This is a genomic window from Aquimonas voraii (genome assembly GCF_900101825.1).
Lineage (GTDB): Bacteria > Pseudomonadota > Gammaproteobacteria > Xanthomonadales > Xanthomonadaceae > Aquimonas > Aquimonas voraii.
The window spans coordinates 1-26,211 of record NZ_FNAG01000015.1; the positions used below are offsets into that span (position 1 = coordinate 1).

24 protein-coding genes are annotated in these 26,211 nt (G+C 66.4%); 5 read left to right on the forward strand and 19 right to left on the reverse strand.

Annotated features, from left to right (window positions below):
• A partial coding sequence (locus BLP83_RS16100) for an IS3 family transposase (protein ID WP_143006728.1) occupies positions 1–329 on the forward strand: 329 nt, incomplete at its 5' end.
• A gap of 116 nt (positions 330–445) precedes the next feature.
• Positions 446–1,255 (forward strand): DUF6694 family lipoprotein, encoded by an 810-nt coding sequence (locus BLP83_RS16105; RefSeq protein ID WP_091245217.1) that lies wholly within the window; start codon positions 446–448, stop codon positions 1,253–1,255.
• A gap of 426 nt (positions 1,256–1,681) precedes the next feature.
• On the opposite strand, the gene BLP83_RS18425 is transcribed toward BLP83_RS16105, so the two are convergent.
• The 5 genes from BLP83_RS18425 to BLP83_RS16130 all read right to left on the reverse strand — a co-directional run bounded on the left by BLP83_RS18425 (position 1,682) and on the right by BLP83_RS16130 (position 5,602).
• Complete coding sequence (locus BLP83_RS18425; protein WP_143006729.1) at positions 1,682–3,292, reverse strand: ATP-binding protein; 1,611 nt, start codon at positions 3,290–3,292, stop codon at positions 1,682–1,684.
• A gap of 169 nt (positions 3,293–3,461) precedes the next feature.
• A complete protein-coding gene (locus BLP83_RS16115; RefSeq protein WP_091245222.1) occupies positions 3,462–3,725 on the reverse strand; it encodes a hypothetical protein in 264 nt (87 codons plus the stop codon).
• 81 nt (positions 3,726–3,806) lie between these two features.
• Positions 3,807–4,583, reverse strand: a complete 777-nt coding sequence (locus BLP83_RS16120) for a PD-(D/E)XK nuclease family protein (RefSeq protein ID WP_176764242.1) — start codon at positions 4,581–4,583, stop codon at positions 3,807–3,809.
• A 73-nt stretch (positions 4,584–4,656) separates the two neighbouring features.
• Positions 4,657–5,142: a single-stranded DNA-binding protein gene (locus BLP83_RS16125; RefSeq protein ID WP_091245227.1), complete on the reverse strand. Its 486-nt coding sequence runs from the start codon at positions 5,140–5,142 to the stop codon at positions 4,657–4,659.
• A gap of 247 nt (positions 5,143–5,389) precedes the next feature.
• The gene (locus BLP83_RS16130) at positions 5,390–5,602 is read right to left on the reverse strand and encodes a hypothetical protein (protein ID WP_091245230.1); all 213 of its coding nucleotides are present in this window, start codon (positions 5,600–5,602) and stop codon (positions 5,390–5,392) included.
• A gap of 204 nt (positions 5,603–5,806) precedes the next feature.
• Here BLP83_RS16130 and BLP83_RS16135 point away from each other — a divergent pair, with 204 nt between their 5' ends.
• Together BLP83_RS16135 and BLP83_RS18430 are read left to right on the forward strand one after the other, a co-directional pair.
• Positions 5,807–7,267, forward strand: a complete 1,461-nt coding sequence (locus tag BLP83_RS16135; RefSeq protein ID WP_091245234.1) for a UvrD-helicase domain-containing protein — start codon at positions 5,807–5,809, stop codon at positions 7,265–7,267.
• Positions 7,234–7,461: a hypothetical protein gene (locus BLP83_RS18430; protein WP_143006730.1), complete on the forward strand. Its 228-nt coding sequence runs from the start codon at positions 7,234–7,236 to the stop codon at positions 7,459–7,461. The genes BLP83_RS16135 and BLP83_RS18430 overlap by 34 nt, the downstream gene beginning before the upstream one ends.
• A 70-nt stretch (positions 7,462–7,531) precedes the next feature.
• On the opposite strand, the gene BLP83_RS16140 is transcribed toward BLP83_RS18430, so the two are convergent.
• The 7 genes from BLP83_RS16140 to BLP83_RS16170 form a co-directional block, all read right to left on the reverse strand.
• On the reverse strand, positions 7,532–8,167 hold the full coding sequence (locus BLP83_RS16140; protein WP_091245238.1) for an IncC plasmid conjugative DNA transfer DtrJ family protein: 636 nt from the start codon (positions 8,165–8,167) through the stop codon (positions 7,532–7,534).
• Positions 8,168–8,181: 14 nt separating this feature from the next.
• Positions 8,182–8,697, reverse strand: a complete 516-nt coding sequence (locus BLP83_RS16145) for a hypothetical protein (protein WP_143006731.1) — start codon at positions 8,695–8,697, stop codon at positions 8,182–8,184.
• Positions 8,698–8,747: 50 nt separating this feature from the next.
• Positions 8,748–10,574 (reverse strand): conjugative transfer system coupling protein TraD, encoded by a 1,827-nt coding sequence (gene traD / locus BLP83_RS16150; protein ID WP_091245243.1) that lies wholly within the window; start codon positions 10,572–10,574, stop codon positions 8,748–8,750.
• Entirely contained in the window at positions 10,571–12,928 is a 2,358-nt protein-coding gene (gene mobH, locus BLP83_RS16155) for a MobH family relaxase (protein ID WP_091245246.1), read from the reverse strand. The genes traD and mobH overlap by 4 nt, the downstream gene beginning before the upstream one ends.
• A 349-nt stretch (positions 12,929–13,277) precedes the next feature.
• The gene (locus BLP83_RS16160) at positions 13,278–13,619 is read right to left on the reverse strand and encodes a hypothetical protein (RefSeq protein WP_091245250.1); all 342 of its coding nucleotides are present in this window, start codon (positions 13,617–13,619) and stop codon (positions 13,278–13,280) included.
• A 10-nt stretch (positions 13,620–13,629) separates the two neighbouring features.
• Positions 13,630–15,150, reverse strand: coding sequence for a tetratricopeptide repeat protein (locus BLP83_RS16165; protein WP_091245253.1), 1,521 nt, complete (start codon positions 15,148–15,150; stop codon positions 13,630–13,632).
• Positions 15,151–15,228: 78 nt separating this feature from the next.
• Complete coding sequence (locus BLP83_RS16170) at positions 15,229–17,280, reverse strand: DEAD/DEAH box helicase (protein ID WP_091245256.1); 2,052 nt, start codon at positions 17,278–17,280, stop codon at positions 15,229–15,231.
• 152 nt (positions 17,281–17,432) lie between these two features.
• Here BLP83_RS16170 and BLP83_RS18435 point away from each other — a divergent pair, with 152 nt between their 5' ends.
• On the forward strand, positions 17,433–17,669 hold the full coding sequence (locus BLP83_RS18435; protein ID WP_143006732.1) for a helix-turn-helix domain-containing protein: 237 nt from the start codon (positions 17,433–17,435) through the stop codon (positions 17,667–17,669).
• Here BLP83_RS18435 and BLP83_RS16175 read toward each other — a convergent pair.
• The 7 genes from BLP83_RS16175 to BLP83_RS16205 all read right to left on the reverse strand — a co-directional run bounded on the left by BLP83_RS16175 (position 17,666) and on the right by BLP83_RS16205 (position 26,049).
• Positions 17,666–18,172 carry a hypothetical protein gene (locus BLP83_RS16175; protein ID WP_143006733.1) on the reverse strand — a complete coding sequence of 169 codons (507 nt, stop codon included), beginning with the start codon at positions 18,170–18,172 and terminating at the stop codon, positions 17,666–17,668. The genes BLP83_RS18435 and BLP83_RS16175 overlap by 4 nt on opposite strands.
• Before the next feature lie 70 nt (positions 18,173–18,242).
• On the reverse strand, positions 18,243–18,815 hold the full coding sequence (locus tag BLP83_RS16180) for a hypothetical protein (protein WP_091245263.1): 573 nt from the start codon (positions 18,813–18,815) through the stop codon (positions 18,243–18,245).
• Between the two features lie 194 nt (positions 18,816–19,009).
• Entirely contained in the window at positions 19,010–19,471 is a 462-nt protein-coding gene (gene ssb, locus BLP83_RS16185) for a single-stranded DNA-binding protein (protein WP_091245269.1), read from the reverse strand.
• Entirely contained in the window at positions 19,359–20,480 is a 1,122-nt protein-coding gene (locus BLP83_RS16190) for an ATP-dependent DNA helicase DinG (protein WP_091245273.1), read from the reverse strand. The genes ssb and BLP83_RS16190 overlap by 113 nt, the downstream gene beginning before the upstream one ends.
• A gap of 94 nt (positions 20,481–20,574) precedes the next feature.
• On the reverse strand, positions 20,575–23,592 hold the full coding sequence (locus BLP83_RS16195) for a hypothetical protein (RefSeq protein ID WP_143006734.1): 3,018 nt from the start codon (positions 23,590–23,592) through the stop codon (positions 20,575–20,577).
• A 137-nt stretch (positions 23,593–23,729) separates the two neighbouring features.
• Positions 23,730–24,767 carry a hypothetical protein gene (locus tag BLP83_RS16200; RefSeq protein WP_091245280.1) on the reverse strand — a complete coding sequence of 346 codons (1,038 nt, stop codon included), beginning with the start codon at positions 24,765–24,767 and terminating at the stop codon, positions 23,730–23,732.
• A gap of 10 nt (positions 24,768–24,777) precedes the next feature.
• On the reverse strand, positions 24,778–26,049 hold the full coding sequence (locus tag BLP83_RS16205; RefSeq protein WP_176764243.1) for a type II secretion system protein: 1,272 nt from the start codon (positions 26,047–26,049) through the stop codon (positions 24,778–24,780).
• Positions 26,050–26,211 lie beyond the last annotated feature (162 nt).

Genomic DNA, 26,211 nt, shown 5'->3' on the forward strand with positions numbered 1-26,211 from the left:
AGCGACAAGGAGGGTCCGTGGTCATCCTGCACTCGGACCGGGGCGGGCAATTCATCAGCGGGGACTACCAGAGGTTCCTGGATCAGAACGCCTTGGTGAGCAGCATGAGTGCGGCCGGTCACTGTGCCGACAACGCCGCCTGCGAAGGCTTCTTCGGACAGCTCAAGCGGGAGCGCGTGCATCACCAGAACTACCGAACCCGTGACGAGGCACGGGTCGATCTGTTCGACTACATCGAGCGGTTCCACAACCCCCGGATGCGACGTAGAGTCGCTCGCCGGGACCGTAGGTTTTCAGCCTTGTTCAAACCGTCCGCGGAAACGGGGTAGAACCCTACCACCCTGCCCTACCCCGGCAACTTGGCAAGTTGCGCCAAGCTCACTCGGCTAGAGTCTTCTGAGGCTGAACCTTGGCGGCGACGGGATTACGGAGAGGAGTTCCACTGATGAAGCGATACCTGAGTCTTGCGATGGTGGCCCTGGTTCTGGCTGGCTGTGGGCCAGCGACACTCGACGGTTCCTCTGAGGAGGCGCTTCGAGAATCCTCCAAGGCGTTGAGGGAGTCGATGTCCTCGGAGGAGCGCGAGCGCTTCGAGCGGGCCATGCAGGTGGTGGCGATGGAGACTGTTGCCCCGGGTGGAAATATCTTCGCTGCAGCGGCCAGAGCGCAATCCGGTGAGGCCTTGAGCGGAGTGATGGCGAAGCTGGATGGGAAGACCGCTGCCGAGGTCTTAGCGATGAGCGATGAGATCCTTGCCGCTCGGCGGCTCAGGGAGCGCGCACAGATGGCGCAGGAGATCGAAGAGCTTGCCGAGAAGAAGCGCAAGGCTGAGGAGGCGGGCGCACAGCTGGCCAAGTTTGAGGTGCTGAGATCTCGGTTCTTTTCCCGGCCTCAGCGATTTGGACGCCCGCAGCCGATCATCGAGATCACCGTCCGCAACGGGACGGATGTGCCCGTCTCTCGCGCCTATTTCGAGGGCACCATTGCGTCGCCTGGACGCTCCATCCCGTGGCTGAAGGAAGGGTTCAACTACTCGATCAGCGGCGGTCTGGAACCTGGCGAAGAAGCGTCCTGGTCGCTCGCACCGAACATGTTCAGCGACTGGGGCAAGGTGGATGCGCCGCAGGATGCGGTACTGACTGTCGTGGTCTCACGGCTGGACGGCCCAGATGGCGAGGCGGCGTTCGATGCCGCCTTCAGTGAGCGCGACGCCAACCGGCTCGAGGAACTGACAAGGAAGCTGGCCGAGGGCTGAGCGAGGCGACAGCCTGGCAGAAAAGAGAAGGCCCCTCGCGGGGCCTTCTCGGTGCAACGGTCAAACACGGGTGGCCGGCGGAGCGATGGCGGCGCACAGGCGTCGCAAGATCAGAACAACAAAGGGGGTCATCGGTAGTCTCCTTGGGTAAACCGGAGACGCACGACACCCCTGATGGGGATATCGGCATCCCCGGGGGGTATTGGCCACGAGGGCCTGGTGTGCTCCTTCAACGCGGGAGCGGCGCGTGCAGCGTGCGCTGCGAAAACCCAGCCCCAAGGAGATGGGGACACCGCAAGGCTGCCCCATCGATCAGGGCGCAGCAAGGGGTTGACACTGTCGGCATGCGACCGGCTTTCCGAACCCCTCTCCGCATGAGAGGAATCGGGAAAGCCGGCGCGCCCCGAAGGGCGCGCCGGAGTACTGCTAGTTGCCCGATGTGGGCGCGGTCGACATCACTGCGAGATGTCCCTCGTCCGAGAGGTAGAGCACGAGCGGGCCTGAGCTCCTCAGGATCTCGTGCAGCTCGTTCTCGATGCCGGCGTCGTCGATGGTCCGGAGGACCGCGTCTTCGGGCGCGTCCTTCCCAGCGAGGCGTCGGATGGCGCGTTTGAGCGTCGCGGAGTCCGCAGTGAACGCCTCATCGATGTGCCGATCATCGTCGCGGTAGTCGTTGATCTGGAGCAGCACGTAGTGGTCCGTATGCTCAGTCACCAGGATGGCGTCCTCGTGGACCAGACCCGCGTCCTCGGGCAGCTCCAGTCGACCCATCGGTCCGTTGATGGCGATGACGGGCACGCGGATCAGGCTGGCTGATGACCAGGCACCGGCGTAGCGACCACGGGGGGCATCCGCCGCCGGCTGCTCGACTTCGACCTTGAAGTCTTCGAAGTCGACGGTGCGGGTGTAGATCCAATGGCCTGGATCCAGCCGCACATCCAGCATGGGAATCCTGGCCCGCCAGGCGTAGGAGGCGCCCGCCCAGTTGGACTCCTCGCCGTAGATCTCGACGCCAGTGAGCACCACTGGGCCGATCTGTTCGCCGGACACAGGCTGGCCGCTCAGCTCCCCCGCAACGGAGTCCCCGTCGTAGCGGGCCTGACGCGGCAGCTCGGAGAAGACCTCCAGCCACGCGCCGGGCAGCCAGTCGATGTCGTTCAAGAGGTCCAGACAGCCCCAATCGCGACAATGATGGGCGTGGGCGTCCACGAAATCGCGGCCGTCCATGCTCTCCTTCAGCGCCTGCAACTGCTGACGCGCCTCGGTCCTCGTGACCGCGGACACCGCACGCAGCGCCCGATCCCGGTCGATCAGCTCGTTGCGGTCCGGCATGCGGCCAAACCACTTGGTTGGATCGAGGTGGATGAGCGTCGGGGTGCTCCGGCTATATCCCATGTCGAAGCGCATTCCCTGCAGGAACACCTCCGTGGTGCTGTTGCCGAGCGCGATCCTCACCTTGCCCTCGGGCGTATCGACCCAGATCCCATCCTCCGTGATGGCGTGCGGGCGCTCCCATTCGGTGCCGTTGAAGACGATCGGGATCGAAAAGCCGCTGAGCCGCTGCTGCATGCGGTGGATCTCTTGCGGCCCAATGGTGGCCTTGAGCCCATGCAGGGTGATGCGTGCGCCCTGCACGCGCTCAGAGGCGGTGAGTTCCACAGGCCGCAAGGCAAGGAGATCCACCGTGCGCGCCCGGAAGTGGAAGTTGAGGCTTTCCACCTCGACCTCATCACCGGCGAACAGCGCCGAGATCCAGCCCAGTCCGTAGGGGCTGTTCTGGGCCTGCACCGCCAGATCCCAGCCGGACTCAGCGATGGCAAGCAGTTTCGATGGATCAGCGATACCGATGCCGTCGTCTTCGACGGTCAGCGTCCGAGCCTCGGGGTCATGGGTCAGCCACACGCGGCTGGCACCGGCGCGTGCTGCGTTTTGGATCAGCTCGTACACCACGGTGTGCGAGTTGGTGAAGGTGACGCTGAGCGCCTTGAGCACGCTCTCGGTGTTGCTGGTGACTCGGATGCTACGGACTGCGTTCATGCCGCTCTCCTCGCGGGAAAAGCGGGACGCAGCTTCCCCGTCGGGGCTGCGCGCCCCGCTGGGGTTGAGGACCGTGGGTCCTGTATGTGCTCGATCAATGCCCGAGCGGGGCCTGCTGCGAAATCGTCAGACCTCAGTTCGCTGGTCGGCGGACTCAGGTCTTGCGAATTCAGTCGAAGAAGCTGCCGACTTCCGGCAGCCGGCGTACCCACCCGAGAGCGAGTTCTGCGATTCGGATGGCACCCTCGGCGTCGCCCTTCCAGACCCAGCCTTCCTGCGTCGGAAGGCTGATCTCAGTGCGGGCGAGGCCGATGGCCTCGAGGGTGATGACGGTTTCACCGTAGTCCGCCGAGCGCGCCGGCTCGATCAGGATGCTGGAGCCCCGTGCCGGGCTGGTGAGGTGCAGCTTCTGTTCGATGATGGCGAGTCGCATACAAGCCAACGTAGCAAGTCGCAATGCGACCGAGTAGGCGTTGACAGGAGGGGTGTGCCCCTTCTGCCAACGCCGTCTCGTTTAGGCTGCTGCCGGTGCGTCCATGCCCTGCAGCACTTCCGCTGGAACATACCTCGCCTGCGAAAAGTCGACGTCAGAGTAGTCCTTCGACGTACACGCGCGGGACCAGGAGCACATGGTGCAGGGGCTCTCAAAGGACATCCGCGGACTCTTCGCAAACCGCTGCGCGCGGATGTCCTCGGCGATCCAGAGGACCTTCTGCAGGAACTCGTTGACCTGATCCTCGGAACGCCGCGCCGTCAGCACCAGCGGCTCGATCGTGGGGCCCTTGCCGCTGGTTTTGGGCACCTGCCGCTTGATCAGCTCAATCAGGCCGAGGCGCTCCGGCTTGGGCAGCCCCAGTTCGGCGGCGGCGACGTCCATGCCGACCTGGTAGGTGGTTAGCTGCTCGTTGAGCACCAACGCCGTCTCTGGATAGGCCTGTGCCGCCGACTTGACGTCGATGACCGCGAATTCCCCCTCTCGGGTGAACGCGCCGAGGTCGATGCGTCCGCGGATGACGATGTTGCCCGGCAGTGCGAAGGCGATCTCCCGCTGCATGAGAGGGTCTCCTTGCCGGTACGGCTGGTTGAACTCGTCGTAGGCCGGCATCCGCTCCTGGAGGGTCTCCCGGCTGGTGGTGAGGGACCAGCCGGCCTCCGCCGGGAAGAGCGCGCGGAAGAGCGGGTAGCGCTCGGCCACGGGCCACAGCAGCGCGTTGCCATCCGGGGCCTGCACCAGCTGGTGCAGGGGGACCTCCGTGCCCGCAAAGGAGCCTTTGGGGATCGTGTATTTCATGGGAACTCCTTCCTGGTCATTCCGTCCATGCCAGGAAATGCGTGTGTGCGCCCGGAACGGCGGGCGTTGTGTGTCAGCTGCCGAAGTCCATGTCCCGCGGCGCTGGACCGAGCTGGGCGTAGGGTGAAGGCGCGGGCGCGGGTGTCGGTGCGGCCTGAGGACGCAGGGGCGTTGCGGCAGCGGCAGGCGCGGGACGGCTGTCCTCGCGCTCTGGCGGGGCGCTGATGATCTGCAGGCTTTCGCAGCGCACCAAGGTCCGCTGGCGGTTGTGGCCATCGGCACCAACGAACTCGTCGTGGATGGTCTCGCCGACCACATAGACCAGGGCGCCCTTGACCGCTCTGTCGCGCAGGTAGTCGCGGTAGCTCTCGGACGTGGTGTAGAGCTCCACGTCATGCCAGGTCGTAGCTTCCCGCTTCGCGCCGTTGGCGTCTTTCCAGCGTTTGGTTGTGGCCACCCTGAGTATGACGAACCAACCTCGGTCGGTCTTGGGGTTGGGGCGGATCTCGGCGTCCTTGCCGAGGTGACCGCCGATCCGCTGCTCGTTGATGTAGAGCATGGGGTTTCCTCTCGCACAGCATGAAATGAGAGGGACCCTGCGCTGTGCGGCGCGCCTGGGTCCCAGACGCGCCCCCGACGGGGGCCCGTCGGGTTGTGGACGATTGACGACCGTCCGAGCCGTGGCTCCGAGGAGCCGGTGAAGCGAATGCCTCAACGGGCTTGCGTCAGGCCCCGAGGTCCAGGGGCTGACGGAAGCCCGCGGTGTGGCACACACCGCGAGTCCCTCCCGATGTCGCGCTGGTGCACTACATCGGGGTGCTGCTGACCTGCGGAAGGTGCAGGCCTTGTTTGCGGGCGAACGACAGCAGGAGATCGATCGGATCACTGTCGCCGCCCACGCCGTCGGCGTCGCACTGGTCGATCACTTCCGGCGGCACAGCAATGCTGCGTCCGGTGCTGCAGTGGATCATCGGCACGTCGCCGTCCAGGTCAATCGTGAAGCTGGCCGCAATTCCCATGGGAGTCTCCTTCGGGAGTGAATCACAAGGGGCTAGGGGCCCCTCCAAGAAGACTCTCGCGACTCTCCTTGGAGGGACCCCCAGCCGCTTGCGCGGCCAGGGGTTGAGGCGATTACCTGCAGTTGGGCAGGCCCGCCTCGATGCAGTCGAGGAGGGTGACGACGAGAGTGCCCAGGAGCGTGCGCCCGAGGCGGTCGCAGGCTGATGTTGAACGAGGCGCAGCAGCGGGCCGTGGAGGCGACCGGGCATTGCCTGGTCGCTGCTGGCCCCGGGTCGGGCAAGACGCGCGTCCTGAGCGAGCGGGGCGCGCGCCTGCTGCGCGAGAACCCGACCCATCGGCTGTGCGCCGTCACCTTCACCAGCGATGCCGCCCACGAGCTGGCGCAACGCATGCTCCAGCTCGTGCCAGACGCGGGGCGGCGCATCCTGCACGGCACCTTCCATGCCCTGTGCAAGAAGCAACTGCTGGCGTCTGGTCGCGCTGTCCGGCTGATCAACGACCACCAGAGCCGGGACTATCTGCGGCGCGCCTTCCAGGTCCTCGTCGAGGAGGGCTGCGGGGAGAAGTTCGAGGACTTCGAAGCGGCGATCGCCGCGCTGAAGGCAGACCCCGATGAAGTCTTCAGGGTGCTCGCCTCGGTCACACCCACGGCCGACGGCATTGAGCGCGGGCCGGCGCCCGCCTCGGTGGAGCGCGGACTGCTGCTGTACCAGGAGTCGCTCGCGGCGAACGGCGTGCTCGACTTCGCCGACCTGATCTTGCAGGCGGTGTTCGGCATGCGCGACGGCAGCGTCAAGCCGATGCAGGTCGAGCATCTGCTGGTGGACGAGTTCCAGGACACCGATGCCGCCCAGTTCGCATGGATGCGCGGCCACCTCGATGCGGGCGTCTGCGTCACAATCGTCGGCGACGATGACCAGTCGATCTACGGCTGGCGGCAGGCCCTGGGCTACGCGGGCATGGATGCCTTCGCGAAGCTCGCCCGGGCCGAGCATGTCGTTCTCGACACCACCTACCGCTGCGCGCGCAGCATCATCCGCAGCGCGGGTCAGCTGATCCTGCAGAACCGCGAGCGGATCCCCAAGAACCTGCGGACGGCGTCCAGCAAGGATGGCCAGATCCGCGTCGAGGGCTGCAGGAGCCGTGAGCAGGAGCTGCAGCTCATCGTGAGCCGCATCAAGGCCTGCGAGGATCCCTCGTCCTGGGCGGTGCTGGCCCGCACCAACGCCCTGCTCGATGCGCTCGAACTGGCCATGGCCGGCGAGATCGAGTTCGTGCGCGAGGACGCGCGCTCCTTCTGGTCGCTGAAAGGGCCTCGCCTGTTCCTTGGCGTGATGAAGTCGCTGGTCACCAACGACATGCTTGGGCTCGACGCCGTGCTCGGCCACTGTGGCGTTGGCCAGGGCGACCTGCACCGGATCGCGCTGGCCACCCATTCCACCTACCCGGGCGCCGCACTGCGGTTTGCGACCCAGGATCTGCCCGAGCTGGCCAGCATGCCGGCTCCGGTGCGACTGCTGAGGTTTGGGCATGGGCCCGCGATGCCGGCCAGCTGGATCTCTATCACCTCCGGTATCTGTCTTTGTCCGAGGCGCTGCATCACGGTGTGCGAGATCTCGAACGATCGCTGGTGCTGGGCGACGATGGCTCTCTTGTCGCTTTGAGGTTTGTTCCTGACAACGCCCTGGCCGTGGATGAGGCTATCGCGGACGTGATGGTTGTGCTGGCGCACGCTGTCAATGAATACGGCACGGCGATGGACCTGGACACAAGCGTGTTTCAAGGCGCGTACGAGACGGTCAAAAAGATCCACGCCGCGGCCGCGGTTCGGACTCAGCCCAACTTCGATTCCCGTTGAGGTGCGCACGAAGCGCTTCTCGGAAGGCAGTGCATGGCTGGGCGCGCAGTCGCGAATACTTCGATGCCGCTTATGCCCGCTTTTGAAACTCCGCAACCATCTTCCCGAGCGCGGCCGAGCTGATCAGGACCAGCAGCGGGAAGAAGAACGGCTGCAGCGGGATCGGCAGGAACAGCAGCACCACGTAGGCGACGACGAGGATCTCGACGGCGTAGAGGCTGAGTCGGTGCTTCAGCGGGCTCGCGAGGCTGAAGTCGGTCTGCTTGACCTTGCGGCGCACCCAGCCATCGATCAGGAACGGCACGGCCACGAACAGGGCATAGGGGAACCACAGGCCGGCGACCGAGATGCGCAGGAAGCTCTGGTAGAGGATGGTCCACCAGGTCCGCAGGCGCCCCTCCCACCAGTCAAAGAGGGAGCCGAACTGGCGGTTCATGCCCACCATGTCAGCGTCAGCCTGGGTCGGGATCATGGCGCCGAAGACGAGGCTCGAAACGCCCGTGTCCACGAAGGCGGCCTTGAACCACTCCTGCGCGCGGGCCTCGGCGGCGCCGGCGACCTCGGGGGTGAAGAAGCTCGCATTCGCCTGACGCTCGCGCTCGACCGAGCGGGCAAGCCACTCCTCGCCCACGAAGCCCAGCAGCGCGATCACATGCAGCATCACGATCAGGGTGGTGACCTTCCAGGTCTTGGTTGCACTCGCCATCCTTGCCTCCTCGATCAATCAGCGTAGGCGGTGAGCCGCGGCAGGATCGGCAGCAACTCCCGCCGGGTGGAGCGATCCAGGATGTGGTTCAGCAGGGCCGCGGCCAGCGCGTCGGGCTGGTAGTTGGCCAAGTACTCCGGCAGGTCGGTGGCCATGTTCACCTTCGCCGGCGCGTGCTGCTGGAGCCACTGGGTGAGCGGCCCGTCGCTGAGCGCATCCCACGCCTCACCTTGCGACCCACGCACCTCGGTCTCGAAGATGAGCGTCAGGTGGCGGAGCAGGCCCCGCATGTAGGCGAGGCGCACCTCGTCGGAGAACTTCTCGCCCTCGGGTTGTCGAGCCTGCGCTTCCAGCATCTCGCTGAAGCCGTTGGCGATCGCCTCCTCGAGGAACGGGCGGCCGCTCGGATGCTTGACGTGCAGGCCGACGTGCGCCGCCAGGTTGTCGGTCAGGTGCTCCGTCACCGGCCACAGCTTGAACATCAGTCGTGCCAGGGAGGCAATGCGAAGCGACCGCAGGACCTTGGACACAAGGACCTTCGTCGCCGCGTTTGCCATCTCTGCCTGGGTTTGGACTGGGCTCACGCAGCACTCTTCAGGATTGGGATTCGGGCCTTCACCAGGCGGCCGCCAGAGATTCGAGCGAAGAACTCGAGGTTCGGCAGCGCACCTAGCATCTGAGGGTCCACCAGTGCCACTTCGGTCTCCTTCAGCGCTTCGTTGGTCGTGCCCGAGAAGATGAACGGCTCGTCCGTCTCCGCCTTGGCCGACTGGCTGTATTCCACATGGCGCACCACCGTCTTCGAGAAGGTTTCGGTGATGTATTCCTGCGTGGGGCCGTCAATCAGTCGCAATGCGACTACGTTGTTAAGGTTACCCAAAACCATGCGGGATTTGGCATCGCTTCCAAGGCGGCTGGTGAAGTCGCCCAGCGTCTGGGTTGCGACCGTGATCCGAGCCTTCGAGCCACCGGCCTTGTTGAGCATGGCGATGAAAGGATCGTTGGCGAGCTCGGCCGCCTCGTCGACGTAGATGTTGACCGGTTGCAGGTCCTTCCCGTAGTTGTAGCGATCGCCGGCGACGGCCGTGAGGTCCGCCAGGAACATGGCGCCGATGGCGCTGCCGACGAACTTGTCGGACAGCGAGTCGAGGCCGATGTAGACCACCTGCTTGTTGTGGATGGCTCGGCTGAAGTCGGTGATCGGCCGCGGATCCCTCAGGTCTTCCGAGTCGGGTGAGAGCAGGTCGCCCAGCACGCCAGAGGTGAGCATCGTCAGGACCGGCAGCAGCGAAGCGATCATCTTTCCGTAGTGGGTTGCGTCGTGGGTGAACGAGCTGATCAGACCCTGCAGCTCCTGGGACGGCGCATGCTTGGCCACGTAGTCGCGGTAGAAGCGCGCGTGCCGGGTTGCATGGTCGTTGATGTCGGGCTTCGCGCCTTCCATCGCCCGCTTCAGCGCCTCTTCCCACTCGTCGCCGCGATCAGCGAAGGTCTTGCGGCAGTACGAGAGGATCGCGCTCTTAACGAGGTGGGGCATGCCGCCTTCGAAGCAGGTCAGGATCTTCTTGAGGGTCGGTTTCTCGTCGATCAGCAGGATGCCGTTGGCGATGTTGGTCAGCTGCATCTGGCCGAACGCCGTGAACGGGTCGGCACCGGTCTCCGAAGGGATAAGGCTCGCGATACGCGAGGCCAGCTCGGTCGCGCGGTTGAAGTTGCGCAGCGGATCGATGCGCCAGGACTTGTCGGGGAACGCGGGGTGGAAGTAGACGAAATCCTCTGCCCTGCCGTCGGCGATGCAGGCCTGCCGCGCGCACTCCATCAGATCCTTGTCTCCCTTGGGGTCGAGGATGATCACCGTCTCGCCGCGGAAGACGGCCTGGGTGATGAGCGAGTCGAGCAATCTCGTCTTGCCAGCTCTTGTGGTCCCCGCCAGCAGAGTGTGTCCGGCGTTGTGGTCGATGGGCTGGAAGATCGGCTGAGGCTTGCCAAGGCCCTGCATCCAGCGCTGCCCCATCAGCGTGTCTCCATGCGGCGCGAGCCTTTCCGGGTCGCTGCGCACAATGGTGTGGACGAGCTGGCGCTGGGCCTGGCTCCAGTTGAAGCCGAAGCCCAGGAAGATCGAGTCCGGGCGCTCCTTGCAGATCTCGCGCAGCTCGTCGCGCGTCATGAACTGCAGGGCCTCGCCATCGAGCTTGCGCTGCACGCGCAGCAGCTCGATGACCTTCGGGACCTGGCGCGCCATCATGAGCAGACAGATGGCGCCGAACAGCAGGAACGGAGTGCTGGGGTACTCCGCGACGTAGGCGGAGACGCCCATCAATGCAGCGGAGGTGGCCCACGCGGCGATCGAGTAGAACTCGTAGATCGGCCGGAAGGGGTTCTCAAGGCTCAGGGCGGGATCGCTCATTCGAACGTCGGCTCCACGTACTGGGGATGCAGCTCAACCACGTTGACCCCGGCCTCGTCCTTCTTCACCACGACGAGCGGGTTGCGCGTGCTCGCGAGCAACAGGCTGAAGTCCTCGCGCGTGAACTCGCGACGCACACGTGACTCGGTCATGCGCTTGGAAAGGTGTTCGCGGTAGCGCTTCAGCTGCGGCTTCGGGCTCTCGGGCGGCGGAGCCTTGTCGAGGCCGGCCGCGCGGATCTCCGCGAAGACCTGTGCCTTCAGGTTCTCGATGAACTCCACCGAGGCCGAGCGGGGCGGCGTCGTCATGTGGAGAGCAGTGAGCTCGTGCGGGATGCGCCGCAGCGCCGCCTCACCGGGCGCGGCAGCGGCCTCGGCCCGCGGCTCTGGTAGATCCAGCAGAGGCAGGTGCTCGCTCAGGGTGGTCCAGATGGGGGTGAGCGATTCGGCGAACAGCACGCCCTCGATGGCTCCCTGTTCCGTCGACACCTTCACCACGAGGCGCTGGCTCGCCGGATCGAGTTCCAGCCAGCCCTCGGCATGCAGCCGATCGCGCAGATCCATCGGGTCCATGCCGAGCCCGGTGAACCCGCTCGGGAAGGCCACGATCGTCCGCCCTTCCACCAGGGCCGCATGCGTGTACCAGCGCAGCTCGCCCGAGGCGAAGCGCTCCATGATGGCGCGCACCCAGCGCGCGCCGCCGTTTGTGGCGGGCACCTCACTGATGGCGTGGCGAACGACCGCGGTAGCGCGGTCGTGATCGGTCTCCACCGTCCGGCCATGGGGTGGCCGCGCCGCGGACACTGCCGGCGCTTGGAGCCTCATCGGCGCCCGCGCTTCAGCGGCCTCGGGGGCGGCGTTCTCGGGGGGCGCGGCCGTTGGTTCCTCCGCCACCGCAGGCTGCTCAACGGGCGGGAGCGCAGGCGCCAGTGGTGCGGCCCCCGCAGTCGAACGCCCCTGCTTCGCAGCGGGCGCCGCCATGCTCTCGGACGCCGCCGCGGCGGTGCCAGGGGACGCGGCGGCGGGGGCCATGGTCGGCGCTGCCGGTGCCGGTGCCGGTGCCGTGCCTGTGAGGATCAGCTCTGCGGGCATCGGCGGCACGGCCTCTTGGGTGCCCAGGATCTGCTCCGGGTGGGCGAAGCGCACAAGGTTCAGTTCCAGCACCGACTCTCGGCCCTCGATTCGCACCGGCCAGAGCTGTCGCTTTTCCGGGGACATCTCCAGCATGTGCATGCGCATCAGCAGATCGATGATCTGGCTGGTCTCGGAGGGGAACCCTTTCAGGTGGCCGGCCTGCCGAAGCCGGCTGATTGGCATCGTGAAGACATCGGGAGGCGCGCCGAAGAGCCCCACGCTGGTGTGGAAGAGGGGGCCGGTCTTGGTGATGTTCCAAGTGCCGTCCTCGACCAGCTTCGTCATGGCGCGGGCCAGCATGCCCGCATGGGTGCGAAGCGGCGAGCCTCCCGCGGCCGCGATGCGACGCGCTTGATCCTCAAGGTCGAAGTCGGCGCTCGACCTATCCGCCTTGTGGGCGATCTCCGCGATCGGGTTGGTCTTGTCATCGGGGGCGGTGAACGAGGTCACCAGCTTGTTCAGGATCTCGTGGCCGCCGTCCTCGGAGAGATAGTCGAGCAGCTCGGCGCCGACGATCTCGCGCAAGAGCACCGGGCCGTAGGCCACGTGGCGCATGCTGCGCGGGCCGGGTCGCCAGTAGATGTAGTAGGCCTCGATCTTGTGCCGGGTGAGCCATGTCCACAGCGAGGCGCCGTGCCCGCTCCACTGAAGGCTGCCGGACTCATCCACCGCGTTGACGTCCACCACGACCTTGCCGAGGTCATGCAGGAGGGCGGCGAACACCGCGGCGAGGCGCCACTTCGGATCGAGCGTCTTGCGACGCTCTGCCAGCATGTCGAAGGCCCAGACCCGGCCCTCGCAAAGGCGAGCCGCGAAGAACGCTGCTTCAACGCCGTGGCGCAGCATGCCGCCGCGCCCGCAGTGGTGGTCCGCTTCCGACGCAGGCAGCAGATGCACGCGCTCGGCATACCGGAGCAGCACCGGCATCACCCACCGATCGAACTCGGCGCGGGTGTGGCCAAGCGACTGCCTCAGTCGGTCGAGAGTCTCCTGCTGCGTCGAAAGCAGCACCGCGGGCTCGATGGCGGGCACCGCGGGGCTGCGCTCGGGGTAGCGCGGGACCGCGTCGCTGACGAACGTGGGGGGCACATCGATGTTGACCCCGCCGCGGTTGAAGCTCTGGCGGGGGGGCGCGGCGAGCAGCGCATCGAGGCTAGGCGGCGTCCGGGTCGGGGCCTCGGCGGCGCGCGGGGAGAACAGATTTCGGATTCGATCGAGCATGGGAGGAATTCTCCATGTTGGATCCGCGGCTCACTTCCGTTTGCCCCCGGTTTTGAGGGGTTTTTCGGAGGCTTTTTCGGTCGCGCCACCCGTCGAGCCACCGCGCTGTCGATCATCGCTTCCCGGGCCTGCTTGCCAAGGGCCGCGGTCTGACGGTGGCTTTAGGATTCCGACCTGCGTCGCACCACCCGATCTTTTGGGGGCAGCCATCGAGCAGCTCCCTGAGCCGGGCCTAGATCAGCTCATCCTGAGCAAGGATCGCCCTCAGCTTTCCAGCGGTGGCGAACTGAGCCGTGCTCAAGCGCAGGTGCATTCCGAAAATAGGGGGCGCGCACCCTCACCGGCTTCATCAGTCGTCCTGGGAAACGCGATTTCGGCCGTGCGCCGCTTCCCGGACACATTGGACCTGCGAGGGATGAATCGCGAAGGCTACGAACGCGCGACGCTTGGGGTCGTAGATCGTAGAGTCGGAGGCAGCCGTGCGGCCGTAGCAAACGAGTGTCTTGGCGTGCGTGGCACTCAAGGCATCAACTGAAAAAACGGTGCCGTCGCGCAGCACAACCTCGAAGGGCCTTAAGAAGTGCTCTGACCCCGATGCGCTCTCATCGGCATCAGGATCTGTCGTCTTGTCCCGGGTTCGTGTCTCGCCGGCTATGGCGCGACGGGCTCTTGCGATCAGGTTGCGGAGCATCGCGATGCCCTCAGTTGCCGGCGACGCGCTGCGCGCTGAGGGCACGGACGTACTCGCCCGCCTTGGCGTGGCCCAGCATGTCAGCCCGCCGGTACCACTCTTCGGCCTGGACGGTGTCGCGCTGGACTCCGTCCGTGCCGCGTGCGAACAGGTTGCCGAGGTTCGCTGCGGCCTGGGCGTTGCCGGCATTCGCCGACAGCGTGAAGTACTCGATGGCACGCTCCGTAGAGCGGGCAACACCCTGCCCGTTCATGTAGAGGGTGGCCAGGTTGTTCATCGCCTGGGCGTTGCCGGCACGAGCGGCTGCGTCGAAGCGGCTGAAGGCTGCTGCATGGTCGCCGGCGCGGAATGCGGCCAGACCTGACTCGTTCTTGCGGCGGGCCTCCTCGGCCACCGCGGCGGCCTGCCTGTGCTCCTGCTCGCGCGCTAGCTCGGCCTGCAGCGAGGCGATGTGGCGGTCGCGGTCGGCCAGCAGCTGCTGCATGGCGGTGAGCTCGCCGCGCATGGCCTGGATCTCGGCCAGCAGATCGGACATGGAAGGTTGCGGCGTTGCTGCAGGGGCGTCCAGGGCCAGGGACATGGATGCGTCGTCTTCGATGGCCAGTGGACTTGCGGATGCCGCTTGGGCGGGCTTCAGGGGGATGGCGGTGGCTGGGGCGGCCACCGTTCGGGGCTGGGTCTCGCGCGCTGCTGCAGCCAGCTGGGCGGCTTCTGCATCGCGGTGCGCGGCGGCCTCGCGCTCGGCGGCGGCGATCCGCTGTGCCTCACGCTCGCGCGCATCGCTGACCTGAGCCTGTAGCGACACGTCGCCCTGTTCGGCGGCCTTCCGCGCCCACCGGTCCGCGATGTCGACGGCAGGCGGTGTCTTTTCGAGGTGGTGCGCCACCAGGCGCCTCAGGGCCTCCGGGTGACCGCCGGTGGCGGCGTGCTCAAGGAACGGGAGGGCCAAAGCCGCGTTGGGCGTGGCGAGCAGGCGCTGCGCCATCACAAAGGATGCCTGCGGGTGGCCGGCGTCGGCGGCCTCCTTCAGCCAGCGCTCGGCCTCGTCGGCGTGCGGCGCGCCCTGACCGCCATCGGCGTGGATCAGGTGCAGCCGGTAGGCCGCCTCTGCATTGCGGGCCTGCGCGGCGTGGCGCAGGAGCGCCAGGCCCTGCGTACGCGCGCGCTCGCGCTGGGCCTCGGAAAGACCGGCGTGGGTGGAGGCGCGCATCAGGGTCTCTGCGACCTTGATCTGCGCGCGTGTGTCACCCGCGACGCTGGCCTTGCTGTACCACTCGGCGGCGCGGCGGTGGTCGCCGAGCCGCTCGTAATGCTCGGCGAGCGCCATCAGCTCGCTCGCCGGCGCGCCGGGACGGCGGGCCGACTCTTCGCGCACCGCGATGTCGATGGTGCCGCTCGGGGCATCACGGGTGCCGTCATCCGCCGAAGTGCGCGCGGCAGCGTCTTCGGACGCGGAATCCATGGCCAGGAGGACGCTCGGCGAGGTCGCAAGGCCAAGGGCAATGAGGGCGGGGAGCAGCTTCAAAGGCATGCGGGGTCTCCAGTTGAGGCGCCAGTTTATCGACTGACTTCCGCGTCCTCTTTCGGAAACCCCCCCTGATCTCGGCAGTTATCGGACAGTTTTGACACCGCCACCGCGGGTTGAGGCTTCTGGAGCGCGCGGCTGTTGTCCGATGAGGAGGTCGATGGGCCCTGCCCGGCCATGGGCGCGGGCTGCGCGCCGCTGGTAGATCGGATAGACCGCGTCGGTGATCGCCACTGGACACGCTTGACCGAACAGGACGCGCTCGGAGGCGCCAGCCTGCCGCCGGGAGTCTTCGCCGAGGTCGCCGTAGCCGCGCTGCTCCAGGTCACGGAGCGAGACATCGAAGCCATTGGCGTGCTGAACCAGCACATTCAGGCGTTCGCGGGTCTTGTCGCTGATCGGCTCCCGCAGGAGGAGATCGAACCACCCTTCCCCGCCGGTGCGAGCCGCGCGGCCGCGCAGCTGGTGCAGCTGGGAGAGGCCAAAGCGCTGGGGGTCGACGACGATCACCCTGCGGACGCCGGGCAGGGTCACGCCGACCTCGACCACAGTCGTGCTGAGCAGGATGTCCGCTTCGCGCTCTCGCATCGCGCGCATGGTTTCGCGCTTCTCTTCGTCGGGCGTGTCGCCCGTCAGCATGCGGATGCGCTCGGGCGGAAATACCTTGCACCAGCTCTCGTGAGCGCCGCGCACGCTCCGGCGGTCGGCCTCGCGCATGCGGGCCTGGTCGCCGGCGTCGGGGTCGGACTCTCCGCGCAGCGGGTAGACCACCAGCACCTGGACGCCCTGGCGCACGTCAGCACGAACTTCCGCGAAGAGTGCCGAGCGCTTCTCGTGCTCGTGGATGCGCGTCGTGATGCAGCGGGTTGCGTGGCCGACAGGCAGCACCGCGACCGTTGCCGCGCCATAGCGAGCCAGGGCCTGCGTGCGGGGGATGCACGTCGCACTCACCAGCAGCAGGTGGGTTTCGAGCTCCACGAGTTGCGCCTTCTGCTCCACGCTGAAGCGTTGCTCTTCGTCCACCACCACGAGATCGAAGCGGCCTGTATCGCGGTGCAGGACGGCGCTCGTGCCGATCACCCAGCGGGCCCCCGCCATGCTCATGGCTTCTGTGTCCCCGGTGACCAGGACCGGCCCGATGTCCGGGAAGGCATGGCTCAGTTCTCGGTGGACCTGCTCGGCCAGCACCGTGCTGGGCAGCAGCACCGCCACGCGGCGGCCGGCATCGATCACGGCAGCGGCGAGCGCGCCGTAGCAGGCGGTCTTGCCCGAGCCGACGTCGCCTAACAGCACGCCATTCAGGCGCCGGCCCGCGCGCAGGGGCTCGGCCAGCTCATCGACTGCCGTTGCCTGGGCCTCGGAGAGCGTGAACGGGAAGGCCTGCTTGCGCGGATCAAGCGTCGGCAGCGTCATGGCCTCGACGGTGCGCTCGACGCGTTGGGTCTGTGCGCTGGCCAGTGCATCGAGGGCGGCAAGCTTCAGCAATACCTCCCGGGCGAATTCGGCATAGGTCCGATCGCGCGGCGCGTGCGCCTGCTGGAGCACCTGCTTCAAGGTCCAGCCGCCGGCTTCGAGCTCGGCCAGCAGCTCGGCCATGTCGCCCAGGCCTTCAAGGCGGCGGGCGATCTCCGTGGCGGCGCGGTCCACGATCCGCGGCAGGGCGCCGAGTACGAGGTCGCGCACCTCATCGGGCGTAATCACGTTCGGCACACCCGGATAGACCGGTCGCAGGCGGTTCGCCCACGCGTCGTCGACCGCACCGAGGATCGTGCCGCTCAAACGGTCGGCATACCAGCGGAACCGGAGGCTCAGCAGATGCTCGCTGCCTTCGACCAGCCGCGCCTTCCACTCCCCGGTGTTGCCGAAGACGGTGGCGCTGAAGGTGTTGTCGCGGGCGTCCGCGAGCACGACGACCACGCGGGGCGCGCCGTTGAAGAAAGTGCGCGGCGCGCCGGCAACGCGGACCGGCATGGCATAGACCAGCTCTTCCTGGGCCAGTCGGTGATCCTGCAGCGCCTCCGGGGGATCGACGTAGCTCGCCGGCAGCAGCAGGGCAGCCTGCCACGGCGCCTTGACACCAAGAGCCCGGAGTCGGGCCAGCGGGTGCGGTGCTGCGCGTGGCGAAGTCGTATCCATGACCCGTTTTGCCCCCTAACTGCGGGCCTTTCGAGCCCTCGCCCCCGTGCTTATCCACAGCCCTTGGGGACAACAAATGTGGCCGATCGGCAACATGGGCTAGACTAGCCGGCGCGTTGCCGATCGGCAACATCGACGAGAAAAGGACGCGCATGGTTCGCCCAGCCCGACGCGAGCTGCTCGGTCGACTGATTCGGAACGCGAGACTCGCCCGGGGGATCGGCGTGGGTGAGTTGGCGACGCGCCTTGGCGTCAGCCGCTACACGGTCATGAACCTCGAACGCGGCCACAAGGCCGTGGGCTCGGACACGCTGGTGGACGCTCTGCTGGAGCTTGGCCTGCTTTCGAATGCAGCAGATGCGGCCCTGCGGGGCCTGGACGCGGATTAGCCTTCGAGGCCTTCGGAAATCGCGCGCAGGAGTGCCGCTGCGGCCTCGGTCTTCTTCTTCCCCTTGAGCTTCGACAGCACGTGTCCAGTGAAGACCGCGACCTCGTCGGGACTGGTCAGAATGCGATCAAGGACGGAGAGCTTGGCCAGCCACTGGCGACCGTGTTCGTTCGATTGCGACTCGTCAGCGAAGATCTCGATGATGACATCGCGACTCTCGGCTGGACCGGACTCAGTCCCGACGAAATCGAAGCCTTCGATGGTCCCGGATACGATCACGCGGTCGCGCTTGCCCACCCCGGCCGGCGTCGAGTGCGCCCATGCGACATCGGCGCCCGCTTCCTTCGCGAAGGCCGCGGCGCCTTGACCGGCGCCGAGACGCCCCATGATCTGCATGCCGTACGCGGACGACCTGACCGCAGCCCCAGGTAAGCGCGAGGCAACCGCTTGGGTGGCCTTGGCCAACTTTTGGGTCATGGCTTTCGTGGCTTTGGAGTCGGTCATCTTCGATCCCTCGTGAAACGCTTGGCGCAACGATACCGGAACCGCAGCGGACCAGCGGTGGGTCGCCTTCTCAAGAGGCAGGGGTCGCCAGCACTGTCTCCGTGAACATCTTCCGGGCTTCCTCTTTCTCGCCCTTCAGCCACGTGAGAGCCATCAGGCGGCCGCTCGCAAGGAGCGGACTCATCGGGCCCCCCCTCAGCTTTGGCCACTGCTTCACCATCTCATGCGCCTGCTCTGACTCCAGCCCAAACCCATTCGACACTGCTTCGAAGGCGACGCCACAGGCAAAGTCGGTCGCATTGCGCTGATTGCCAAGTTCCTTCACGAATCCCAGCAGTATGAAGCTCTGCGCCACGAGTGAGGTTGGATTAAGCCACTGCTCCTCGGGCAACGCCTTTACCGCGCTCGCGTGGAAGACTCGTGCTTCGATTGCAATATCCATGGCGATCGAGGCTCCCGACATGAGCCCCACGGGCACCGGGATCTCGTCGATGCCCCTCGGCTGGGCTGATGGCGTAGTGACGAGCGGCTGCGCCCCGCTCTCATCGCGCTCTTCATCGCGCCGATCCGTCGGTAGATGCCGGAGGACGGCGATGAAGATCGTGACGAGGACGGCTCCAGACAACAACAACTCGGGAGACATGGCTTACCTGCGGCTCTTGGTTTGGAGGGGGAGAGAAGGTAGCGACTGCAACCCCATGGTCAATAGCCCGAAAGCCGATCCACGATCAACGAACGCGCTGCAGGCTTGACTCCCTGAGTCCGCCAGAACAGGGCCGATCGAATGAGGAAGCCCCGGCAGACCGCCGGGGCTTTCCTCGCGCTTATTGGTATGTGTCAGAACGGGATGTTGTCGTCCAGGTCGTCATCCGGAGGCGGGGGCGCCTGACGCCCGCCCTGGGCCTGCTGCGACTGGCCGCGCGCCGGGCGATCACCATTGCCGCGCGAGGAGCCGCCGCCATCGGCACCGCCCAGCATCTGCATGTCATTGGCGATGATGTCGGTGCTGTAGCGCTCGACGCCGTCCTTGTCCGTGTACTTTTCGGTGCGCAGGCTGCCCTCGATGTAGACCTGCTTGCCCTTGCGCAGGTACTCCGCGGACACCTCGGCCAAGCGGCCGAACATCTTCACGCGGTGCCACTCGGTGCGCTCCTGCTTCTGGCCCGTCTGTTTGTCGGTCCAGCTTTCATTCGTCGCAAGGCGCATCGACGTGATCGCGGAACCCGAAGCGGTGTAGCGCGTCTCCGGATCGGCGCCCAGCGTGCCGACGATGATGACTTTGTTGATCCCCCTGGCCATTCGCTTTCGTTCCTTCTCGTTTGCGGTTCTCGGTAGGTGCGGCGCGGGTTGACGTCGGCGCGTGATGGCGCGTGATGGCGCGTGCGGCGACCCGGTCGACGCGCTCGTCGGGCGCGTTGAGCGTGCGGAGGGCGTGCGCAAGGCTTCCGCGCGCACGCTGCAGGCCAGAGGCCAGGGCGCGGGGCTCCAGCACCGAGGAAAAGGCCTCCACGGCCGCGGCAGGAAGATGATGGGCCTCGTCGAACACGTAGACGGTGTCCCCAGGCGCCGGCAGGGGCGACGCTTCGGCATCGGGCACCTGCAACGCGGCGAGCACGAGGGCATGGTTCGCGATGATCACATCGGCCGTCTTGAGCCCCTGTCGGGCGTGTCGGAAGGCGCAGCGCTGGTAGAGCGGACAGGCCGAGCCGCTGCACTGTGCCGCCGTCGCAGTGATCGTTGACAGCAGGGTCGGCGATACCCGGTCCGGCCATGCGTCAAGGTCGCCATCCCATTTCGAGGTGGCCCGTGCCTTGGCCATTCGGTCGACCTGGCTCAGGTCGTCCTCGGTCGGTCGTGTGCGCCACACGGGCTCCAGCGCGTCTTCGCCAAGGGCGAGGCTGTCCTGGTCGGGGTGGCTCGAATCGGCGGCTGTCAGGCGCAGATCGCACACGTAGCGCGTCCGGCCCTTGGCCAACTTCGCCTTGAACTCAAGGCCGGCGATCGTCATGAGCCGCGGCAGCTCGTTCTCCAGCAGCTGCTGCTGCAGGACTACGGTGGCGGTGGCGATCACGAGCTTCTTCTTGCGGGCCATGGCCGCAGGGATAGCGCCCAGCAGATAGCCGAGCGACTTGCCGGTGCCAGTCGGTGCTTCGACCACGCTACGCACGGGGCCTCCCTCGCCGCCTGCCGCGACGCGCGCTGCCTCGGCGATCAGGCGGTTCTGGGCGCCGCGCTTGCGGACGCCGGCCAGGCTCACGAGGCGCTCGTGGGCGGTGCGGATGCGGTCCTTGATCTCGTCCGTCAGCATGGTGGGGCTCCTTCCGATCTCAGAAGGATCGGAGGACCCGGCAATCCCGCAACTTGCGGCCGGCATGCACTCGGTACATGCCGGCCGCACGAACTCAGCTTTGGATCGCGAACGTCGCGCGCGCAGTACCCGAGGTGACCTCGCACTGCACGCTACCTAGCGGGGCGGCGCTCGCAGTGATCATGAGGGGGATCTCCGTCTGCCCAGCGGCATCCGTCGGCGCGATCGCACCCGAGGTAACCGCGAGGCCAGTCGAGCCCGCCGTCGTGCACCGGAGCGCCGGCGTGACGCCGACCAACGGGCCTGCCGGCGTGAGGGCGTTCCGCAGGGTCACGAGCACGCTGGTATTGATCGTCGTGCCTGGCTGCGCGGGGATCGTTGCAGGCGTCAGCAGGATCGCACCCGCCGTGGTGCTGGCCACCGGCGGTCCCTCAATCGTCAGGCGGGTGCTGACGCCGCCTGCCGAGAGCGTGCATACCGTCGCGCCACTGGCCGTGGCCGTGGCCGACACCTCAAGACCGAGCGTCGTCACGCCTGCATCGTTGGTGGCTGCAATCCCATCCGGCACGGCCACGCTGATGCCGATGGAATCCGCGCTGCTGCAGCTGAGGCTCGGGGTCAAACCACGGATCGGGGCGGGCGGACTGGCCTGGCCCAGCACGCGGACTTCCACGTTCTCGGTGCGCGTCGCGCCGGCGGCGATGTTGACCACGGACGGCGTGGCGGTGAGCGATGCCACGGTAACGACGCCGCCGCCCGCGCATCCCGGCGGCCGCGGCAGGACGGTGCCCGCGCATGCGCTCTCGAACTCCACGCGCTCACTGGCCGTGGTGACGATGCCGCGCGGCGTGACCACACGGACGGTGATGGAACCCGGGGTTGCGGAGCCGTCGCCGAGCAGCGAGAAGGGCAGCACGATGGGACCGCGGGCGTTGGTGTTCAGGACGGTGAAGTCCGCGTCGCCCGCCAGCGTGCCCTTCGACGCCGCGACCTGAATCTGCGTGCCAGCCGGCGGAAGGTTTCCGTTGCGATCACTGACGGCCACGACGAAGCCCGTCGGGCTGATCTCGTCGACCGTCGAGCGCGAAAGGTAGATGTTGACCAGAGCAGCACTGCTGGAGAACACCACGGTGCCGGAAGCACGGGCCTCGAAGTCCCTGCCGCACTGGACGCCCGGCGCGCACGGGCCACCGTCCAGCCGACCGTTGGCGATATCGAAGCTGCCGTTGCCATTCACGTCGAAGAAGAGCTCGCCCGCCGAACGCACACCATCCTCGTTGTCGTCCCTGAAGACCTCCCCACGATCATCGAAGGCCTCGCCGGAATCGAACAGGCCGTTGCCGTTGGCGTCGCGCCAGGACTCGGTGCCCTCCGTGCGCGCAAGCACCGTCACGCGCCCATCTGTCGGCCGCGGGTTGCTGCTTTGCAGGATCACGGAGCACGTGCCGGCGACGGTGCGGCACTCGGGGGCGATGAGACCGCCTTCTGCCGTGAAGTAGATGGCAGTCCCATCCGCCACGGGGTTCTGCAGGCGATCCCCCGCGCGCACGCTAACCTGCGTCGTCACGCCGTCGAAAGCGCCGCCCTCGATATTCAGGGTCTCGAAGCTCAACGAGAAGCTGTCCTGGTCGGCGCGGCCGGTCGACACCACCAGGGTCGCTGAGTCGGCAGACTGCCCTGTGCCCCGCACCGTCGCGCGCACTCGGAAGACACCGGGCACGTCGCCAGCACGAACGCGGGCGATCGCGCTCCCTTCCACATCCGTGGCCGCGCTGGCGTTCTCAAGGGTCAGCGCACCGAGCGGATTCACGACGGCGAAGTCGACCATTGCATCGCGCACCGGGATGCCAGCCGCGTTCGTCACCCGGAAGGTCAGGGTGGCGCGGTCGGGGCGCGTGTCGGAACCCATGCCGCGCAGCATGATGCTGAGGTTGCTCGCCTCGACATAGGCGATGCCCTCGGCCTGCGGCGGACGGATGCGGATGAGGCCCTGTGCGCGAACCGGCTGCTCAATGCCCGGCACCAGGAAGTCCGCGGTGATGAGATCGGCGGCCGCACAGCCCTGCCCCGCCCTGTAGCTGGTCGCGACGACGCCGCCGGCGGCCAGCACCGGACTGGTTATCGACGCCGCGTCAGTGCCGGCACAGGTCGAAGTGAAGTCGACGATCACCGGCGCTTCGAACGCACGGCCTTCCTGGTCGACGAGCTGCGCGCTGATGCGCGCCGAGGCTCCGGCCTCGATCTCCGGCGGGTCGATGACCAGCACGCCCGGCTGGAAGGGCCGGCCCGCGCCCAGGTAGATCTGCGGCACGCGAACTTCGACGATGCCGCTCGCCGCCACACTCTTGCCGTCGACCTCGGCCGCCGCCGAGAGGCGGATCGGTCCGGAACGCACGGGCGGCACGAAGAGGATCGATGCCCTGCCGTTCGCATCCGTGGTTGCGGCGCTGAAGGCCGGGTCGAACGAGCCTGCCTCAGCCGAGAACCCGACCCGCACGTTGGTGGCAGGCTCGTAGCGATCAGGGACCCCAAGCGCGGTCACGCGAGCGCGCCGAAGTTCGACGTTCGCGCGGACCTGCTGGCCAGGTCGAACCGCTCCGACTGCATTGCCCGACGCATCCGTGATCTCCAGCCGGGCGTCGGGGCGAAAGGTGCGCTCCACCATGTAGGGCAGACGGGTGGTGACGCTGCCAGTGGCTGCGGGTGAGGAGGTGGCGAGATCGACCTGGAAGGCGCCGGCAACCTCGCCTGCAGTGATGCGGAAGCGCGCGACACCATCGGCGCCGGTGAGCGCCGATCCTGGCTGCACCTGCCCGCCGGTAACGGTGGCAGTCACCGTGGCGTTCGCCGCAGGGCCGGAGGTCTCGCTGAGCGTCCGTCCTTGGCTCACCGTGCGTGATGTTTCGACCACGTTAACGACGACGTCGAAGGCCTCGCCTTCCTCGAAACGGGTCGCCTCTTGACCGGTCGTCCGCACGGTCTTGGCTGTGACTGCGAGGGTCTTGGTGGTCGTGGCTTCAGCTACAGCGGTGGGAGAGGTCCCACCACCACACGCACCGAGCACCGACGAGATGCACAGTGCCGCTGCAAGCCTGAGAAGCGTGTTTCGCATCGGAGCCTCCTGGCGCGAAAGAGTTGTGGCCGTAATGCAGGGCATTCCCGCCTGCGGGCAAAGCGATGCCGTGGCGCGCCGCGGCACCATCCAAGGAAATCGGAGATCGGGAGCCAAACGCTCCCGTTAGAGGTTAATCAGCGTGTACGCCTGAGGACGTACACGCCCTCGATGATGCGGGAGTCCTGCGCTTGGCGCTGCACGTACACGTGGTTCTGAGCACCGGTGATATAAATCCGACCCACGGGAGTGTTTGGCAGTATCCGATAGCTCAACACGTTGCCAGTTCCGTCAAGAACGCGGTTATTCGTTGGGAGTGAATAAACCAATGCGTAGGGAGCCGAGCGATCAGCCGGTGCTGCGATGTGGATGTTGTTGAACATCACAGAAGTTCCGACGGGGGGAAGCTGCTGGCCTCCACACGCAAGTCCAACTTGAAACCAGATCGCCAACGGGTCTGGCTGCTCCGCGATCGCGGTGCCTTCTTCCCAGCGCAACTGAGTCTCCTGGAAGGGCTTCGCGACGCGGCGGAACGTGTAGGAGCACTGGCTGACGATCAGCGGTGTGCCCTGCGACTGAAGCGATCGGGTCTGCCACGGGCCGAAGTGGTCCCCGTCCAGTCGCGTTGCCCAGTCCGGACCAAGGGCGATGTCAGCAGCAACGATGCGAGGCAAGCCGACGCCGTTGACCTTGAGATCCGCCATGGTGGGCGTCACCCACGTGACTTCAGCTCGGCGAAACTCGCTCGGCTCATTGACCGGAGGCACATAGGGACAGGTCGGGCACGCGCCAGCGGACGTCTTGATGAGGTCGACAGCAATACCTGCGAGCGGCTGATTGCCCCACACAGCTTCGGCGCCGTTGTTCAGCGCTGGTCGCGGCGCATTACCGAGTACGAAGCCCTGGCGCCCCTGCGCGTCGTAAATGAAGCCCGTCATGTTCAGCAGCTCTACTCCAGGGGCTGGGAGGATCTGCGAGAAGTACCACCCGCTGCCGCTGGTAGCTGGCGAGTACCACGCAGCCTGCCCGTAGATCTCGAATTTCCCAAACCGTTGATCTTCAGGAATCGAACGGGTCGCGCTGTTCGGAGCGAAAGGGTTGTCGAAAACTTGCGCGGACACGGGCGTCGCCAGGGATACGATAAGAAGTGCTGCCATCCCAATTTTCTCGAGCATCTGTTTTTCCTCAGTTTGCAATGCAATAGAACCAGTGGCCACGCGTGGACGCGTCGCCCGTCGATCTGGTATTTCCAGCCATCGGCGCCAAGGGATTCCAGGTTTGCGTGCCGTTGATCGTGGTGGTGGTGACTGGCACGGTCTGCAAGACTCGTCCCGCATCGGTGAGCGTCCCTTGGTTGATGGGTTGGCACGTCGTGAAATTGCGGGTGAACACCGACATGCCACAAACCTCCTCGAAGACGGTGGTGTCATTCAACCGCAGCGATTGGATAGTCTCGCTTGTCGTGCCAGTCGCTTCCGGGTACTGGTTACCAAAGCCGTCTGTGCATGTCGGCAGCGTCACCTGATAGTTCCGGGTTCCCGTCGCGGTGGTAAGAGCAACGCCTGCGACCCCGGTGGAGACAATGTTCAGCCCTGCCCCGCAGATCGGGATGCGGACAACATTCACTGAATTGGCCGGGAGGGTTGGCTCGCGGTAGTGCGTGCCCGCGTCCAGCGCAGACTGGCCCCAACAGGGCGTGGACTGCCACGAGCCGAACCGATTACGGAAGCAGGTACCCGAGACTCCGTTGATGATGTTGCATTGAAGCGACCCGGAGTTGCCGCCAGGAGGGCCCGGGAGCTGGACGGTAGACGAAAGGTCCGAGAAGTTCCCAAGTACCGCCACCAGTGCCTGTGTCGGCACAGTGGGGATGAAGGCGGTCAGATCCTTGGTGAAGCCGCGAAATCCTCCTTGGACCGTGCGCGAGTTCGCTGGAATGGCCCCGGTGGATAGGTTGTGCTCTTCAGAGATTCTCGCTGCGATTCGGGTCTTGAGATTCAAGATGCCGTCCACCGAATTCGGGATGCCAGCGCGCGACAGGCTGGCGACGGCTGGTACCCCAGTCTCGGTCACGACGAATGCCGCCACGGTCGGTGTGGTCGAGGTGGCTGCCACCCGCATGAAGCGGATCTGGTAGCGCTGGCCAAAGACGCTTGTACCAAGGACACCGCCCCGGAGCGCGAAGTTGGCAGGCAGCAGTCCCTCCGTGATCAGAGTCGCAACCTGTAGCTCAGCCACGGCATTGACGGTGAGCGTGGCGACCCGGTCCGCCGTGAAGTAGCTGGTGGTCGCCCGCGCCAACATCGCCATCTCAGTCGATGCCTGGTTGACCAGACGTTCAGCCTGTTGCTCCTTGCCCCGGGTAGTCAACACACTCAGGCTGATCGTTAGCGCTACAGCGATCAGAGCGACGACGATGATCGTCTCGACGAGGGTAAATCCGCGCAGCCGTTGCATTTCTAAGGTCCGATTCTCGTGGGCAGGCATAGTTTAGGCGGCGGGCTACCGGCCCTCTTACGTTCGCTCTCGGTTTTGGAGGAGATTTCCGCGCCGGGAAGCACCCATCACTCGCTAGCGACAACCTCGGCATCGCCCCAGCTGGGCGTGGCGCAGGTGTTG